The sequence below is a fragment of the Anaerocolumna sp. MB42-C2 genome, assembly GCF_030913705.1.
Lineage (GTDB): Bacteria > Bacillota > Clostridia > Lachnospirales > Lachnospiraceae > Anaerocolumna.
On sequence record NZ_CP133190.1, the window covers coordinates 6,129,629 to 6,145,244 of the forward strand.

Genomic DNA, 15,616 nt, shown 5'->3' on the forward strand with positions numbered 1-15,616 from the left:
GGAGTCCGATGTCTGATCAATATACCAATGAACCGCTTCTTGATATGTTCATATTTGAGACTGCTCAGTTGCTGGAACAATTGGAACAATCTATATTGTCAAGTGAAAAAGAATGCTGCTATACCCTGGATGCAATAAATGAAATATTTCGAATCATGCATACAATCAAGGGATCATCATCCATGATGATGTTTAATAATATTTCTACATTGGCTCATACCATAGAGGATTTATTTTATTACCTTAGGGAGAGCAGACCGGAACAGGTTGATTACTCATATTTATGTGACTTGGTTTTAAATGGTGTGGATTTTATTAAAAACGAACTGGAAAAGATAAAAATCAATAAAGAAGCGGATGGAAATTCAACCCCTCTTATTGATAATTTAAAAGCTTTTTTAATGGTACTGAAGCAAAATAATAATGAAACTATTGTCAGCAGCGAAACTCACCCATTAAACGATGAAAAACAGCAATATTACATAAGCCAGCAAAAGAAAGAAATTGTTTCCTATCAATATAGCTATAAAGCAATTATTTTCTTTGAAGACGGCTGTGAAATGGAAAATATAAGAGCCTATGCTGTAATTCATGATTTAAAAGACATTACAGAAGAGGTTTATTATATTCCTGATGATATTATGGAGAGCGATGACAGTATTGATGTTATTCGAAGAGATGGATTCCAAATTTACTTTCAATCTGATAATGACTATGATCACATGCAGGAACATTTAATTCATACTGCATTTTTGAAAGACTTAGAATTAAAGCAAATAGAAAGTGAGGAGGAATTTAAGCAATTTATAAGATCGAAAGAGATAAAGCTAACGGACAGCTCGGTTTCCAAGTTTGTTAAGAATACAGCAATGAAAGAAAAAGAGCCGGGTGTAAAAGAAGGACAGGCCACATCCACAGGTCAAAGTATAATCAGTGTAAGTGTAGCTAAATTAGATAAATTGATGGATTTAGTTGGAGAAATGGTGATTGCCGAAGCGATGGTTATACAGAATCCGGATTTAAAGGGATTGATACTGGATAATTTTCAAAAATCAGCACGACAGCTGAGCAAGATTACAAGTGAAATGCAGGATATGGTCATGTCCATACGAATGGTACCTTTATCTGCTACGTTCCACAAAATGCATCGAATCATCCGGGATATGAATAAGAAACTGGGGAAAGAAGTAGAACTGGAGATTATTGGTGAAGATACGGAAGTTGATAAAAATATTATTGAACATATTTCTGATCCGTTAATGCATCTGGTTCGAAATGCTCTGGATCATGGTATTGAATCAATGGAAGAGCGGAAGCAAAAAGGCAAGCAGGGGAATGGCACCATAACGCTGGAAGCCAAAAATGCCGGTAGTGATGTACTGGTAATCGTAAAAGATAATGGCAGAGGTTTAGATAAAGATAAAATTTTGAAAAAAGCGAAAGAAAACAATCTGCTTCATAAAGATGAAAATGAAATGACGGATAAAGAGATCTATAACCTGATTTTATTGCCGGGATTTTCAACAAAAGACAGTGTAACGGAGTTCTCCGGCAGGGGTGTGGGAATGGATGTGGTTGCTAAAAATATTGAGATGGTGGGTGGCTCGTTAGTAGTAGACAGCGGAATCAATAAAGGAACCACAATCACATTAAAAATTCCTCTTACCTTAGCAATAATAGATGGTATGACGATCAAAGTCGGTAAATCATATTTTACGATACCTACAAATTCAATCAAAGAATCTTTCCGCCCTATGGATAAAGATATAATAACTGACCCGGATGGAAATGAAATGATCATGGTTAGAGGACAATGTTATCCTATTTTACGTCTGCATGAGCGTTATAAGGTGAAGACGGATATTATAAAATTTACCGAGGGAATTTTCATAATGGCCCAGCAGGAAGAAAAAGGGTTATGCATATTTGCAGATGAGTTAATTGGTCAGCAGCAGGTCGTTGTTAAATCTTTACCGGATTACATTGTACGTTATAAAAAGATAAAAGGCCTGGGGGGCTGTACACTATTAGGAGATGGCAGTATTAGCTTAATACTGGATGTAACAGGATTAATCCAAAAGTAAAATAAATTCTCACCTTTAATAAGTGCAGAGCACGGATAGGAGCTGAATATGCAAGAGATAAATAATAGCACTGTGGAAATGGAGGAAGATACCCAGAAAGGGAGATATCTGACTTTTTCCCTTGGGAAAGAAAGTTATGGAATTGAAATACAGTATGTTATGGAAATCATAGGTATTCAATCTGTAACAGAAATACCGGAAATACCGGATTATGTAAAAGGGATTATTAATCTTAGAGGAAAAATCATTCCGGTAATGGATGTCAGGCTTCGATTTAAGAAAGAAGAGAAAAGTTACAATGACAGAACCTGTATTATAGTAGTAGATATAAAAAATATCTCGATAGGTTTAATTGTTGACGGTGTGTCAGAGGTACTTACTATACCGGAACAGGATATTGTAGATCCGCCCGAAGTGAATAAAGGTTTTAATCGTTACATTAAAAAGATAGGAAAGGTCGGTAATGAAGTTAAGTTACTGCTGGATTGTGATAAATTGTTATCGGAAGATGAACTTAATGATTTGGATGAGGTATATATGAAGTAAAAATAAGGGGACTTGTTGTCCCGTCATAAGACAGGAGAGTAAATTATGAAGTGGTTCTTAAATATGAAAATTCGTGGAAAATTAATAGCTTGTTTTATTGTTCTTGCGATATTTACCGCAATTGTAGGTATCGTAGGAATCAATAATATGAATACCTTAAACAATGCCAGTATTAAAATGAATAAGGAAGATTTTCAACCCTCAATAGATTTATCTAAAATCCAGACATATTTACAACAGGTACGTTCTGACCATCTGCTGTTATTATACGAAAGAGATGTAACGAAATTCCAGGAGAGAGTAGATGAAATAACTAAGTTGGCAGAAGAAGCAAATCAATTACTGTCCAATTACGAAAAAACCATATTAGAAGACAAGGAGAACCAAAAGCTTTATGAGACTCTCATGGAGAACCTTGCAAATTACCGTACTTTAAGAGACCATAGTATAGGGTTAATAGAAGAAAAAAAATATGATGAAGCCATTAGTACTTTATCGAACGTTTCGGTTTCAAGGGAAGCAGTAGATAAATCACTGCAGGATCTGGTGGATTATAAAACGAACACGTCTGCCAAAACAATAAAAGCGAACACAGAAAGCTTTCAACGGCAGACAATCCTTATGATTACTGTTATGGCTATTGGCATTTTATTAGCAGTACTTTTTGGAATGTTACTTGCCACTATGATAAGCAAGCAGCTTAACCGCCTTGTTAAAGCCGCAAACCGGATTGCAGACGGTGATCTGGATGTAACCATTGATGTTTATTCGAAAGATGAAGTCGGAATTTTGGCTAAAGCCTTTAAGAAAATGACAGATAACGTAAACCAGGTTATGACCAATATTAATTCTGCTGCTGAACAGGTAGCTTCCGGTTCGAAACAGGTTTCAGATTCCAGCATGGCACTTTCTCAAGGTGCAACGGAACAGGCAAGTTCAATCGAAGAATTAACGGCTTCCCTGGAAGAAATTTCTTCACAGACAAAACTTAATGCGCAGAATGCAAATCAGGCAAATGATTTGGCTGAAGTAGCCAGAGATAATGCAGAGCATGGCAATCTTCAGATGAATGAAATGTTAAAATCCATGGAAGATATTAATGATTCCTCATCCAATATATCAAAGATAATTAAGGTAATTGATGAAATAGCATTCCAGACCAATATTTTAGCATTAAATGCTGCTGTAGAAGCAGCCAGAGCCGGTCAGCACGGTAAGGGATTTGCCGTAGTTGCAGAGGAAGTAAGGAATCTTGCAGCAAGATCTGCAAATGCAGCGAAAGAAACAACCGATATGATTGAGGGTTCTATTAAAAAAGTCGAAATTGGTACAAAAATAGCGAATGAAACAGCAGATGCGCTGACAAAAATAGTCGCAGATGTTACGAAAGCAGCATCTTTAGTTGGAGATATTGCAGTTGCCTCTAATGAACAGGCCTTAGGCATAGAACAAATTAATCAGGGAATTATGCAGATATCTGAAGTGATTCAGACTAATTCTGCGACTTCTGAGGAAAGTGCAAGTGCCAGTGAAGAACTTTCCAGCCAGGCGTTATTATTAAGAGAGATGGTTGGCAATTTTAAATTAAAGCAGAATACAACAAATTATAATTCTATAGACAATCTCAGTCCGGATGTACTGAATATGTTAGAAAACATGGCTGAAAAGAATAGAAATCCTAAAAAAAGGCGGAAAGATCAGGAGGAAACAACTGTTCCCAAGCCACAAATAACTTTGAATGATAATGAATTTGGTAAATATTAAGGTGGTAAAGAGCTAAAGTGATTACAATTACAGAAAAAGAATTTAATCAACTTGCTGCATATATTAAAGCTTATTATGGCATATACCTGAAACCGGAAAAACAAGCCCTGGTTATGGGAAGACTTCAGCATGTGTTAATGGAAAAGAATTTTCGGAATTTCTCTGATTATTATGATTATTTGATTTCAGATAAATCGGGTAATGCCGCAGCTACGCTCATAAACAAAATAACGACAAATCATACTTTCTTTATGAGGGAAGCGGAGCACTTTGAATATTTTAGGGATAAAGTGCTCCCTTATCTTAAGAATACTGTGGCTGATAAGGATTTAAGAATCTGGAGTGCCGGATGCTCCTCAGGAGAAGAACCATATACTTTAGCTATGATTATGGATGAATATTTCGGGTGGGAAAAACATTTATGGGATTCCAAAGTTTTAGCCACCGATATATCCGGTTCGGTTCTAGAAAAAGCGGTGCGTGGCATCTACAAAAGCGAGGATATATCAACTCTCCCTCCGGCGTGGAAACAATCCTATCTAAAAAGACTGGATGAAGAACATTATATCTTTCAGGATAAAATTAAATCTGAAATAATATTTCGTCAGTTTAACTTAATTAATAGAAGTTTTCCATTTAGAAAGAAGTTTCATGTAATATTCTGCAGAAACGTTATGATCTATTTTGACAGCAAAACCAAGCAGGAACTGGTACAAAAATTTTATAATTACCTGGAATACGGAGGATATCTTTTTATTGGCCACTCCGAATCCCTAAACCATGATGATACCAGTTTTAAATATCTGATGCCTGCGGTTTACAGAAAAGAATAAAGGGATATAGGGGAGAAATACATATTTACTGATATCTAAGGCGGTAAATAATTATGAGGTGCAGGTTTGGAAAAAAAGATAAGAGTTTTAGTTGTTGATGATAGTATGGTATATCGGGAAGTTTTAGCCAGAGGGATTTCAACGGATCCTAATATAGAAGTAATAGCAACGGCCACGGATCCGTATGATGCCAGAGATAAAATTTTAAAATATGAGCCGGACGTAATGACCTGTGACGTTGAAATGCCGAAAATGAATGGGATTGAGTTTATCAAAAAACTATTACCGCAATACCCTTTGCCGGTTATTGTGGTCAGTTCCATCAGTGATTCCGTTTTTCAGGCTATGAATGCCGGCGCCATTGATTTTGTGGCTAAACCTAATATAAATTCCATTAAAGGTGTGGAAGAATTTATTAATGATATGATATTTAAAATAAAAATAGCGGCAGCTGCCAAAGTACAGTTTAACCCTAAACAAAACACAACTGATTTGCCTGCACATAATATGAAAGTAAATGCTGCTTCGGATTCCTCAAAAATCATTGCCATCGGGGCATCAACAGGAGGGACGGAGGCAATCTATAATTTGGTTAAAAGACTGCCGAATCATATTCCGGGAATTGTAATCGTTCAGCATATTCCACCGGTGTTTTCCGGTATGTTTGCTGAAAGACTCAATAATTCTACCGCATTTCAGGTAAAGGAAGCAAAGAGCGGTGATTATGTCAAAAAAGGTCAAATACTGATTGCACCGGGAGATAAGCACATGAAAGTAAAGAAAGTAGGGGATAATTACAGGGTAGATTGTAATGAGGGCAGTAAAGTAAATGGTCATTGCCCCTCGGTAGATATATTATTTGAATCGGTAGCGAAAGAAGCAGGAGCAAATTCCATCGGCATAATTCTTACCGGTATGGGATATGACGGTGCGAAAGGTCTTCTGGCTATGAGGCAGAGGGGCGCAAGAACGATAGGACAGGATGAGAAGTCCTCGGTAGTATATGGCATGCCAAAGGTTGCATTTAATATTGGTGCAGTTGAAAGACAGGCTTCACTGGATAAGATATCGTTATTGCTATATTCTATGTTAAGCGAATAAGCCTTGTGGGTTTCTATTATGCAAAAGGAGTTTTGGAATATGGAAAATATTGAATTTGCTGAGACTACTTTATCTTGTATTGGTGATGGTGTAATTTCTACAGACCTTAACGGTAATATTATATACATGAACCAGATAGCGGAAGAAATAACAGGCGTATCTGTGGCGACAGCTTTAGGAAAGAAGTTTGAGGCTGTTTGTGCGTTTTATAATGCTGTAACAAAACTGCCAATAAATAATCCTGTAGCCAAAGTTATACAGAACCAGGCTACTGTCGGACTTGAAAATAATACAGTTTTGCTTACGAATCAGTCAAAAAAATATATATCTGCAACCTGCTCTCCGGTAAAAGCAGCAGATGGTTCTTTCGTAGGAACCGTCGCCATATTACGGGATATCACAAGACTTAAGACCTTAGAAATGGAACACATTGACGAAGAAAATAATTTAAAAGCTATATTTAACCACGCTCCGGTTGGTATGGTAATTTTAAATGAAAACTTATATATCACTCAAGTTAACGATGCTGCTTTGCACTTTTTTAATAAAAGCAGAGAACAAGTAGTTAATAAGCATTTTGGAGATAGTTTCTATTGTATAAAAAGAGCAGAGAACGAAAAGGGCTGTGGTTACGGTATACACTGCAAAGATTGTGAGATATGGAATGCCGCGACCCTGGCAATAAAACAGGGAATAGCTACCAGTAATATTGAATTTAATAAAATCTTTATTAATGATAATAAGAAAAATGACTTCTGGTTTCGCATCAGTGTGGCACCTATAACTATAAATGGATCAAGAAATGCAGTGGTCACTTTACTTGATATAACAGACCCCAAAAAGCAGGAAATTAAAATTGCCATGTCCAGGGATTACTGTAATAATATCCTGGAGCAGATCCCCTCCTGTGTGTGGCAAACAGATGAGGGACTGTTATATAACTATGTAAATAAAATCTGGAGTGATTTTACAGGAATCTCATATAAAGAAGCTTTAGGTTATGGTTGGACTAACTTAATTCATCCTGAAGATTTCGACAGATATATGAAAACCAGAACACAAGCAATGCGTAACGGGGAATATTATCAGCTGGAAGTCCGTATTCACCGTTATGACGGAACTTATCGCTGGTGTCTGGAAGCTGGAGCTCCTTATTATGATCTTGAAAGAAATTTTGCCGGTTATATCGGCTCCTTATTGGATATAACAGATCGAAAAGAAGCGGAACAGGTTTTAAAACAATATGAATTATTATCCCAAAATACCAGAGACATTATGCTATTCCTTGACATGGACGGACGAATTATTGAAGCGAACAAAGCTGCCGTTTATGCATACGGATATACTTATGAGGAGTTACGTGCTATTAATATCCGTAATATCAGGGCGGATTGGAGTTATCCGCTGGAAATGGGACAGGAATATTCCGACTGTATTTTTTTTGAAGCCATTCATTGTCGTAAGGATGGCAGTATTTTTCCGGTGGAAGTAAGTTCTCAAAGTGCTAAGACCGGCGGCGGAACAGTTCTTCTTAGTATCGTGAGGGATATCTCCGAGCGGAAAAAGAATGAAGTAAAAATAGTAGAAAGCCAGGCTAATTACCGTTCTCTCTTTATGAATATGCAAAGCGGTTATGCGTATTTCAAATTAATATCCAATAGGGAGCAAATACCTATAGATATGAGATTTATTGAAGTAAATGAATCCTTTGAAAATTTATTTCAGACAACGGAAAAAGATATAAAAGATATCAGTTTTAAAAAGATTTTTCCGCAGAACAGTGATGTCATATTGGAAGCGATTCATAATAATGCGGATAAACTACTCCATGGTGGAAGTGTGCAGCTGGAGGAATTTTTTGTTGAAAGTTATAATAAGTGGTTATCTATATCCATTTACAGCCCAAGAGAGAAAATAGTAGTAACTATTGTAAAAGATATAACTAATTTAAAAGAATGGGAAATAAAACTTATTGCTGCCAAAGAAGCTGCAGAGTCTGCAAACAGGGCGAAAAGTGAATTTTTAGCTAATATGAGCCATGAAATCCGTACACCAATTAATGGTATGTTAGGAATGGTAGATCTTACTTTACTTACCGAGCTTAATGAAGAACAAAAAGATAATCTGATAACGGCTAAAGCATGTGCAAATTCTCTGCTAAAAATTATCAATGATATTTTAGATTTTTCAAAAATGGAAGTGGGAAAATTATCAATTGAAAATGTCAATTTTAATCTAAAAGAACTTGTGGATGAATTAGTAAAAACCCATTCACCTAAAGTCAGTGAAAAAGGTCTGATGCTTTATTTAACATATAATACAGAGATACCTGACTTTTTAATTGGTGATCCTAACCGGCTTCGTCAGATACTTAATAATTTAATTAGTAATGCCATGAAATTCACACCAAAGGGTGATATTAAGCTTATAGTTGACAAATTAGGACTGATACAGGATGAGATTGAAATTAAATTTTCTGTTAAAGATACCGGCATCGGAATAGCAGAAACAGATTTAAAAAGGCTGTTTAAAAGTTTCAGTCAGATTGAAAACTCATATACCAAACAATTCAGCGGTACCGGTTTGGGTCTTGCCATTTCAAAACAGCTGGTTGAGATGATGGGCGGTAAAATATATGCGGAAAGTGAGAAAGGTAAAGGAAGTATATTCCATTTCCACCTCAAATTCAAAATCGGTAAGTCAGCAGTGAAAAAGGATAATTTAGTTCCCACTATTAAAAAAATCAACAGACCTTTTGATATACTTTTAGTAGAAGATGATGCAATTAATCGTAAAGTTGTACAAAAGATATTGGTAGAAAAAGGCTGTAAGGTAGAAATTGCATGTAATGGAAAAGAGGCGCTTGCATTATATGACCAAAACAATTATGATATTATACTGATGGACATTCAGATGCCTGTTATGAATGGAATTGAAACGGCCAAACAAATTCGAATAAGAGAAGCTGGAAGAAGACATGTCCCGATTGTAGCATTAACTGCTTATGCACTGCAAGGTGACAGAGAACTGTTTTTGACCCATGGAATGGATGAATATATAGCAAAACCCGTAAAACACGACGAATTATTTCAAATACTCGAAAACATTATAATGAATCAGGATAATTTAACCGATAATACTCCAGACAAGGTAATATTAAGGGATAACGGTGAAGTTATTTTTACGAACAGAACCAGATGTTTAGAGAATAAACAAAATATATTACAATTGGCGGATATCGAAAACGCCATAACTATTTTGGAATCTGCAATGGATAACAATGATTTAATGACAATAGAAGGTATGGCTCATGAGATAAAACTTAAGTCAAACGATATGGATGCAGGTGAATTAAAAGATAGTGCTTTTCGAATTGAATTAGCAATCAGGCGAGGAAATTTAGAAGAAGCAGTATTGCATATAGAGAAATTGAAATCGGAGTTTAAAATTTATCAGGATGCAAAAGTTTGACAGGAGGTATTAAGATGAGGATTCTAATAGCAGAAGACGATTTAGTAAGCAGAAAGTTTTTATTTAAGTTTCTTTCGACTTACGGAGAATGCGATTTGGTTGTAGACGGAGTGGAAGCTTTGGATGCTTTTTTAATGTCGATGAAAGATGGTAACCCATATGATCTTATTTGCCTGGATATCATGATGCCTAAAGTAGACGGAGTGAAAGTACTTAAATATATCAGAGATTTAGAATCTCAGCAAGGTGTTCTGCCTGAAAAAAGGTCAAAAATTATTATGACTACGGCATTGGCAGAAACTCAATTTGTTCAGAATGCCTTTGATATCGGCTGTGATGCATATGCAGCAAAACCAATAGACACGCAAAAACTTATTGATGTATTAAAGAAGCTGGAACTTATTCCGTGAAATTAAGATTTTATGCAATAAGGTAATTTTTAACCTAGTTATAACGTTGCAAAGATTCCCGGTTATGGAGGAACTATGATCAAAGTGTATAATAAACTTGTACGGGATAAGATACCTGATTTTATTATGGAGAATAATCAAATTGCCGATTATACGGTATTGTCTGATGAAGATTACTTAAATGAATTGCATAATAAGTTAAATGAAGAAATAGAAGAATATCAAAAGAGCAGAGAAATTGAGGAAATGGCTGATATATTTGAGGTACTGCAAGCAGTTTGTGCAGTATGTGACTTCTCCATGGAAAAGATATTCGAGATAAAGAATAAAAAGGCAGCAGAACGCGGCGGTTTTGAGAAGAAAATCTACTTAAGGACTGTTGAAAATAAGAAAAAGGATAGAACTATCGACTGATAAGGTTGGTAGTTTTTTTTGTGCAATAGGAAATTGCGTCCTATTGCACAAAAAGCCCGACCGGCAGGATGCACATGACGCACTTAAGGAGGATGTCACTGTCGTGACAGCGCGTCAGCGCTAGAGTCTGGCGAGCCAGACTCTTTTTCATAAGTTTTAGACTTTAATTTGAAATGGAAAGTTAACTTGACATTTCATGCAAATTGTTATATATTATAAATGGAAAGTATACTTAACATGATTTGAAATGGAGTGATTCAGTGAAAAACAGATTGGAAGAAATTCGCAAGGAACGGAGGATTAAGCAAGAAGAACTTGCAAATGCCCTGGAAGTTACAAGGCAGACAATAGGTTCATTGGAAAATGGCAGATATAATCCGTCTATTATTTTAGCATTTAAAATTGCACGTTATTTTGGGTTAAGCATTGAGGAAATATTTATTTATGAGGAGGAAATAATAAATGAATAAAAGTTTATTAAAAGCGATCTTATTTACTATTTTAGGTTTCATTATATTTGGCTCAGGTATCTATCTGGTAAAAAATATAAATGAATCAAATAGTACTATGCAGACATTACCGTATATAATGATTGGCATTGGATGTGGTATCTTCGGACATAATCTAGGCAATGTTTTTAGTATTAGAACTACACTGAGATATCCGGATATCGCAAAGAATATTGAAATTGTGCAGAAGGATGAAAGGAATATTATAATAACCTATAAATCGAAATCAAAGGCTTATGATATGATGGTTTTTGTTTATGGTGCTATACTTCTTGCGTTTGGATTAATGCAGGTTGATATGAAAGTAATTATTATTTTGGCGGTATCCTATTTATTTATTGTATTTTATGGAGTTTACTATCGTATTAAATTGGATAAAGAGATGTAAAAGCAACTGCCGGTTGTCAAAACTGCAAGGAATGGTATATGGTGATAATTTATATCCATGATATACTATTGTTAAGGCAAAAGCATAAATAATCTCGTGTATGAAAGCGAGTTTAAACTTCTGATACGAGGCGCTGATAATATAATAAAAAGAAAGGGATGCCACTAACAAATTCTTTTCATCCGGGCGAGACTCATTTTATTAGTGGCAGTAATACAGCTGTGAACAGGTGTGTTATACAAAATAGGTATTAAAATGAAATTTAATGAGAATTTACACGCAATTCGAAAAGACAGGAAACTATCCCAGGAAGATATCGCCGAAAAATTAGGAATATCAAGACAGGCGGTTGCCAAATGGGAGTCCGGGACAGCATATCCTGATATTACGAATCTGATCCAACTTAGTGAACTCTTTTGTGTTACCATTGACAGTTTGGTAAAGGACACTGCCGAATGTTCTACTATAGGTGCAATCAAGAAAGACATTCACAAGGAAAAAATTATACAGTTCCTAAAAACGGCAACAAAATTTACTTATGCAGGAAAAGGCAAGGAAGAGAGTATTCCTTGCCGTCCGGGTTCTCATGATCTGAAATTTGAGCAGGGGGAGCTGAAGTACTTAGATACTTATATCGGAGGAGAAAAATTTTCAGGTGAAGAAACTGTTTTTGAAAATAGTAATCCGGTATGGGCGATGAATTATTCCGGTCGAACAATTGATGAGCCTTTTTCCGGTGATTTCTTAAAAGAAGTTTTGCTTTTAAGACCCGAAGAAATGCCGTTTAGGGGACCGAGAGTCTATCAGAGTGGAAATTATACTTATCACAATGCTTATGACGGAGATTTTTTCTGGTTCCAAGGGAAAGAAGAAATTTTCTGGGGAGATAAAAAGGTATTTGAATGTTTTTATCACGGCGGAATAGTCAAATAAATCATCAGTCATCCTATGTTAATTTACCGTTTGTTATATCCTATGGATGATTAGTTGTTTATATCAAATCAGAGCCATTTTCTTAAGAATTTTCATCCTTTTGTCCTGAGCCTACTATTCTTTGGCCTAATCTCTTGCAAAAACCGACCATATGTTCCTGATATTTTATCCCTAAAACACCTAAAATTGCGGTTAATGCAAAAATCAGAGCAGCGGTCTCCCATTGTCCGTTTCGTAGAGTAGAGCCAATGAAAGTAGAGGATACGATGGAAGGAAAACGAGCAAAAGTTGAGATGGCCAGAAATTGTGCTAACTTCATGGGACTGGTTCCGGCTACGTAGGTCAACATATCTTTTGGGGTTCCCGGAATTATAAATAGTATAAAAACAATGATTTCCAGTTTTTTTGTATCTTTCACAAAAGCAAATGCCTCCAATTTGTTTTTATTGAAAAGTTTTGCTACAAGGGGTGTACCAAAGTTTTTAGAAAGCATAAAAACGCAGGAAGAAGCTAAAGTACACCCAAACAGGCAAAGAAACAGACCGCCAAAACCCCCATATAGCACTCCCGCCAAAATTTCAATAGGTTCACCGGGTATAAATGCTATCAGTATTTGGATTATCTGCATACTAAGGATAAGGAACCAACCCCCTATACCGAAAGAAGTTACCCATGCTTTTAATGTCTGCTGTGATTTCGGTTCTGATAAAAGATTCAAATAAGGGAGGGAAATCAGGCCCAGAACAAACATCAGCAAAAAAAATATTAAAATTATTATGGTTAATTTATTTATTGATTTTTTGTTTTTATTCATAGAGTCACCTTGATACTTTAATATCCCCGTTCCGCGTTTCCAGCTCTACGGTTATATCAGGGGAAGTACCAACGGTTCCGGACGTTGTGTTATCCGTTACTATTAGCCGGTCTGTAAAAGACGTATCAATAGAGCCTTCTTTGGTCGTTGCTGAAAATTTGAAAGCAAGTTCACGAGGAAGAGTTACCGCAAGAGTACCGTTTTTGGAGTATGCTGAAATATCCCTTGTTACATCAGCAAAAGAAATTTCTATAGAACCCTCCCCGGAAGCATTGAAGGAACCAGAACCATGGAGAGCCGAAGCGGTTAATTTTCCGCCCTTTGACTGATAGTTGATCGTTCCGATTATCTTGTTCAGGGAAGTTGCAGCATTAGTAGTTTGTATGTTTACTTCATCCGCAATCATATTTTCAAAATTTAAACTGCCATTTGTACTGGATGCTTTTACATTTAATGCCTTTGTATTTGATACTTCCACCAAGCCGCTAGTCGTATCGACATTGAAATTGCCTGATAAATTCAGGGCAAGTTCCGAATGGATGGTTCCGCTTGTGGAGTGCAAGGATAAATTGCCGGTATAATTCTGCGGGATATATATTTCTATATAGGAATCAAAACCGGAGCGTTTTGGCCTGTCACCCTCCGTAATCAGCAGTTCACCGTTCTGCTTGAATGTTCTGGCGTAAAAGCTTTGCTTATTTTCATTCATGTATTCTTTTACTATTAACTGGTCATTATTACTTTTTAAAACACGAATATCATCTGCGTCATAATCAAGCCGAAGGCTCTCAAAATCAACGGTATTGAATGTAAGAGTGTTTACAAGGGAGATTGCCTTTTGTATACGACATCCTGACAAAAATCCCACGAGTAGTAAAACTACACAAGGGAACGAAAGTAAATTGTGTTTCATAAATATTGGCCCCTTTCATTAATTGAACCATTCATTTAATTGAACGGTATTTTTTAACGGAGCGATTGCTCCGTTAAATTTTATATCATATAAGCGTGAAGCAGATTATCCATACAGATATTTTTCGCTGCCTGGGCTGTAATATTCTTTTGTGTCTCAAAAGCGTCATTTGATATGTGCATTCCCCACCATGACAGGGTTTCGATAATGAAGCGCGTGACATACTGTGGTTGTTCCACCTTACGAAAAGTCCCCATCTGCATATACAATGTGATATACGATAAGACTTGAGTATAAAATCTTTGGCGGTATTCTTTGTAGTAATCTGTTAACTTTCCGAGATCATCCGGATTTTTTTCAATAAGTAAACATCCGATTCCATATTTTGAAATGACATCAAATGCATCGGAGAGCATTTGTTCCAAAGGATAATTTGTAATGTCTTTAAGATGAGCAGAAAATGCTTTTGTATTCTCTTCAAACGCTTCAATAATTTCATTATCCAGAGAATCAAATAATTCCGAACGAATTGGCAATTCAAATTCGCGTGCAATAAAGGTTGGATCAATGGTTTCTTTAAGAAGAAAACTCAGGATATCTCTTTTTCCAGTAAAGTACACATAGAGCATACCAGTTGACAAGTCAATTTCTTTTGCAATATCTTTCATTTGTGTCTTTGCATACCCTTTGTTGATAAACAAGTGACTGGCTGCATTAAAAATTAGTTCCATTCTGTTTTCCATTACGCTCACCTTTCTGACTGAACCGTTCATTCAATTATAATTGTATTACTTTTAGCTTGACCTGTCAAGCACAGTTCTTTTCTTTTTCTCTTTTCTTTCGCTTCGTTTGACTTGCAGATAAAACTTGCCATAGATTGTATTGTAACCAGACTGGTACTTTATTTTTATTGCTTTATGGTAAAAAATGTATTAATGTATATAGTACTAAATTATAAATCAAAGGAAACTTATAGTAATAGTACTAAGAAAAAGGAGAGCAAAAAATGATCTTTCAATTTGTTGATGGTATAAAATATAAGCTTCACAAACCGGCGGATATGTCTTTTTTAAACAGGTATGGTAAGGTATTTAAAGTATTTGATGACCAGGATTCCGGTAACATATGTTTTGGAACACAGTTAGGTGAGAAACGGTATTTTATAAAGTTTGCCGGTGTAAGAACAGCAGAATATAATGGAGATACTTAACGAATGTCTATTTAATGGGTGCGACGGCATTTGCAATGTTTGGAGGCGAAACAGACCATTCCTATGAGAGATGGAAATTAGATAAAAACTTATTTAATATTGCCTTAAAAGCTGTAAGTACCGAAAGAGAAAAACGATATTTTACTATAAAAAAGTTTGCTGATGAGTGGAATCAGGCATTATTGCTCTATATTAATGGATATTTATCGTGATAAAATAAACTAAA

Annotated in this window: 16 protein-coding genes; 13 read left to right on the plus strand and 3 right to left on the minus strand. The window is 35.8% G+C overall.

The genetic code is table 11. The annotated features are described in order from the left end of the window. Positions 1 to 8 precede the first annotated feature (8 nt). The 11 genes from RBU59_RS27160 to RBU59_RS27210 all read left to right on the plus strand — a co-directional run bounded on the left by RBU59_RS27160 (position 9) and on the right by RBU59_RS27210 (position 12,453). Positions 9 to 2,084 (plus strand): chemotaxis protein CheA, encoded by a 2,076-nt coding sequence (locus RBU59_RS27160; RefSeq protein WP_308145592.1) that lies wholly within the window; start codon positions 9 to 11, stop codon positions 2,082 to 2,084. Positions 2,085 to 2,132: 48 nt separating this feature from the next. Further along, a complete protein-coding gene (locus RBU59_RS27165) occupies positions 2,133 to 2,630 on the plus strand; it encodes a chemotaxis protein CheW (RefSeq protein WP_308145593.1) in 498 nt (165 codons plus the stop codon). 45 nt (positions 2,631 to 2,675) lie between these two features. Beyond that, on the plus strand, positions 2,676 to 4,394 hold the full coding sequence (locus RBU59_RS27170) for a methyl-accepting chemotaxis protein (protein ID WP_308145594.1): 1,719 nt from the start codon (positions 2,676 to 2,678) through the stop codon (positions 4,392 to 4,394). Positions 4,395 to 4,411: 17 nt separating this feature from the next. After that, positions 4,412 to 5,227 (plus strand): CheR family methyltransferase, encoded by an 816-nt coding sequence (locus RBU59_RS27175; protein WP_308145595.1) that lies wholly within the window; start codon positions 4,412 to 4,414, stop codon positions 5,225 to 5,227. A gap of 66 nt (positions 5,228 to 5,293) precedes the next feature. After that, positions 5,294 to 6,328: a protein-glutamate methylesterase/protein-glutamine glutaminase gene (locus RBU59_RS27180; protein ID WP_308145596.1), complete on the plus strand. Its 1,035-nt coding sequence runs from the start codon at positions 5,294 to 5,296 to the stop codon at positions 6,326 to 6,328. A 39-nt stretch (positions 6,329 to 6,367) separates the two neighbouring features. Continuing rightward, positions 6,368 to 9,799, plus strand: coding sequence for a PAS domain-containing hybrid sensor histidine kinase/response regulator (locus tag RBU59_RS27185; RefSeq protein WP_308145597.1), 3,432 nt, complete (start codon positions 6,368 to 6,370; stop codon positions 9,797 to 9,799). A 14-nt stretch (positions 9,800 to 9,813) separates the two neighbouring features. Next, positions 9,814 to 10,209, plus strand: a complete 396-nt coding sequence (locus tag RBU59_RS27190) for a response regulator (protein WP_308145598.1) — start codon at positions 9,814 to 9,816, stop codon at positions 10,207 to 10,209. Between the two features lie 75 nt (positions 10,210 to 10,284). After that, positions 10,285 to 10,623 (plus strand): nucleoside triphosphate pyrophosphohydrolase, encoded by a 339-nt coding sequence (locus tag RBU59_RS27195; RefSeq protein WP_308145599.1) that lies wholly within the window; start codon positions 10,285 to 10,287, stop codon positions 10,621 to 10,623. Positions 10,624 to 10,883: 260 nt separating this feature from the next. Next, positions 10,884 to 11,093 (plus strand): helix-turn-helix transcriptional regulator, encoded by a 210-nt coding sequence (locus RBU59_RS27200; RefSeq protein WP_308145600.1) that lies wholly within the window; start codon positions 10,884 to 10,886, stop codon positions 11,091 to 11,093. Further along, positions 11,086 to 11,520 (plus strand): hypothetical protein, encoded by a 435-nt coding sequence (locus tag RBU59_RS27205; protein WP_308145601.1) that lies wholly within the window; start codon positions 11,086 to 11,088, stop codon positions 11,518 to 11,520. Before RBU59_RS27200 ends, RBU59_RS27205 begins: the two co-directional genes overlap by 8 nt. A 255-nt stretch (positions 11,521 to 11,775) precedes the next feature. Further along, positions 11,776 to 12,453: a DUF5680 domain-containing protein gene (locus RBU59_RS27210; RefSeq protein ID WP_308145602.1), complete on the plus strand. Its 678-nt coding sequence runs from the start codon at positions 11,776 to 11,778 to the stop codon at positions 12,451 to 12,453. Between the two features lie 82 nt (positions 12,454 to 12,535). Here the strand turns inward: RBU59_RS27210 and RBU59_RS27215 are convergent, their stop codons facing one another. The 3 genes from RBU59_RS27215 to RBU59_RS27225 all read right to left on the minus strand — a co-directional run bounded on the left by RBU59_RS27215 (position 12,536) and on the right by RBU59_RS27225 (position 14,923). Next, the gene (locus RBU59_RS27215) at positions 12,536 to 13,267 is read right to left on the minus strand and encodes a TVP38/TMEM64 family protein (protein ID WP_308145603.1); all 732 of its coding nucleotides are present in this window, start codon (positions 13,265 to 13,267) and stop codon (positions 12,536 to 12,538) included. Between the two features lie 4 nt (positions 13,268 to 13,271). Continuing rightward, positions 13,272 to 14,180: a DUF4097 family beta strand repeat-containing protein gene (locus RBU59_RS27220; protein WP_308145604.1), complete on the minus strand. Its 909-nt coding sequence runs from the start codon at positions 14,178 to 14,180 to the stop codon at positions 13,272 to 13,274. Positions 14,181 to 14,260: 80 nt separating this feature from the next. Continuing rightward, on the minus strand, positions 14,261 to 14,923 hold the full coding sequence (locus RBU59_RS27225) for a TetR/AcrR family transcriptional regulator (RefSeq protein WP_308145605.1): 663 nt from the start codon (positions 14,921 to 14,923) through the stop codon (positions 14,261 to 14,263). A gap of 263 nt (positions 14,924 to 15,186) precedes the next feature. Here RBU59_RS27225 and RBU59_RS27230 point away from each other — a divergent pair, with 263 nt between their 5' ends. Both RBU59_RS27230 and RBU59_RS27235 read left to right on the plus strand, forming a co-directional pair. Further along, the gene (locus RBU59_RS27230) at positions 15,187 to 15,390 is read left to right on the plus strand and encodes a hypothetical protein (protein ID WP_308145606.1); all 204 of its coding nucleotides are present in this window, start codon (positions 15,187 to 15,189) and stop codon (positions 15,388 to 15,390) included. 14 nt (positions 15,391 to 15,404) lie between these two features. Then, a complete protein-coding gene (locus RBU59_RS27235; RefSeq protein WP_308145607.1) occupies positions 15,405 to 15,602 on the plus strand; it encodes a hypothetical protein in 198 nt (65 codons plus the stop codon). The last annotated feature ends 14 nt before the right edge of the window (positions 15,603 to 15,616 follow it).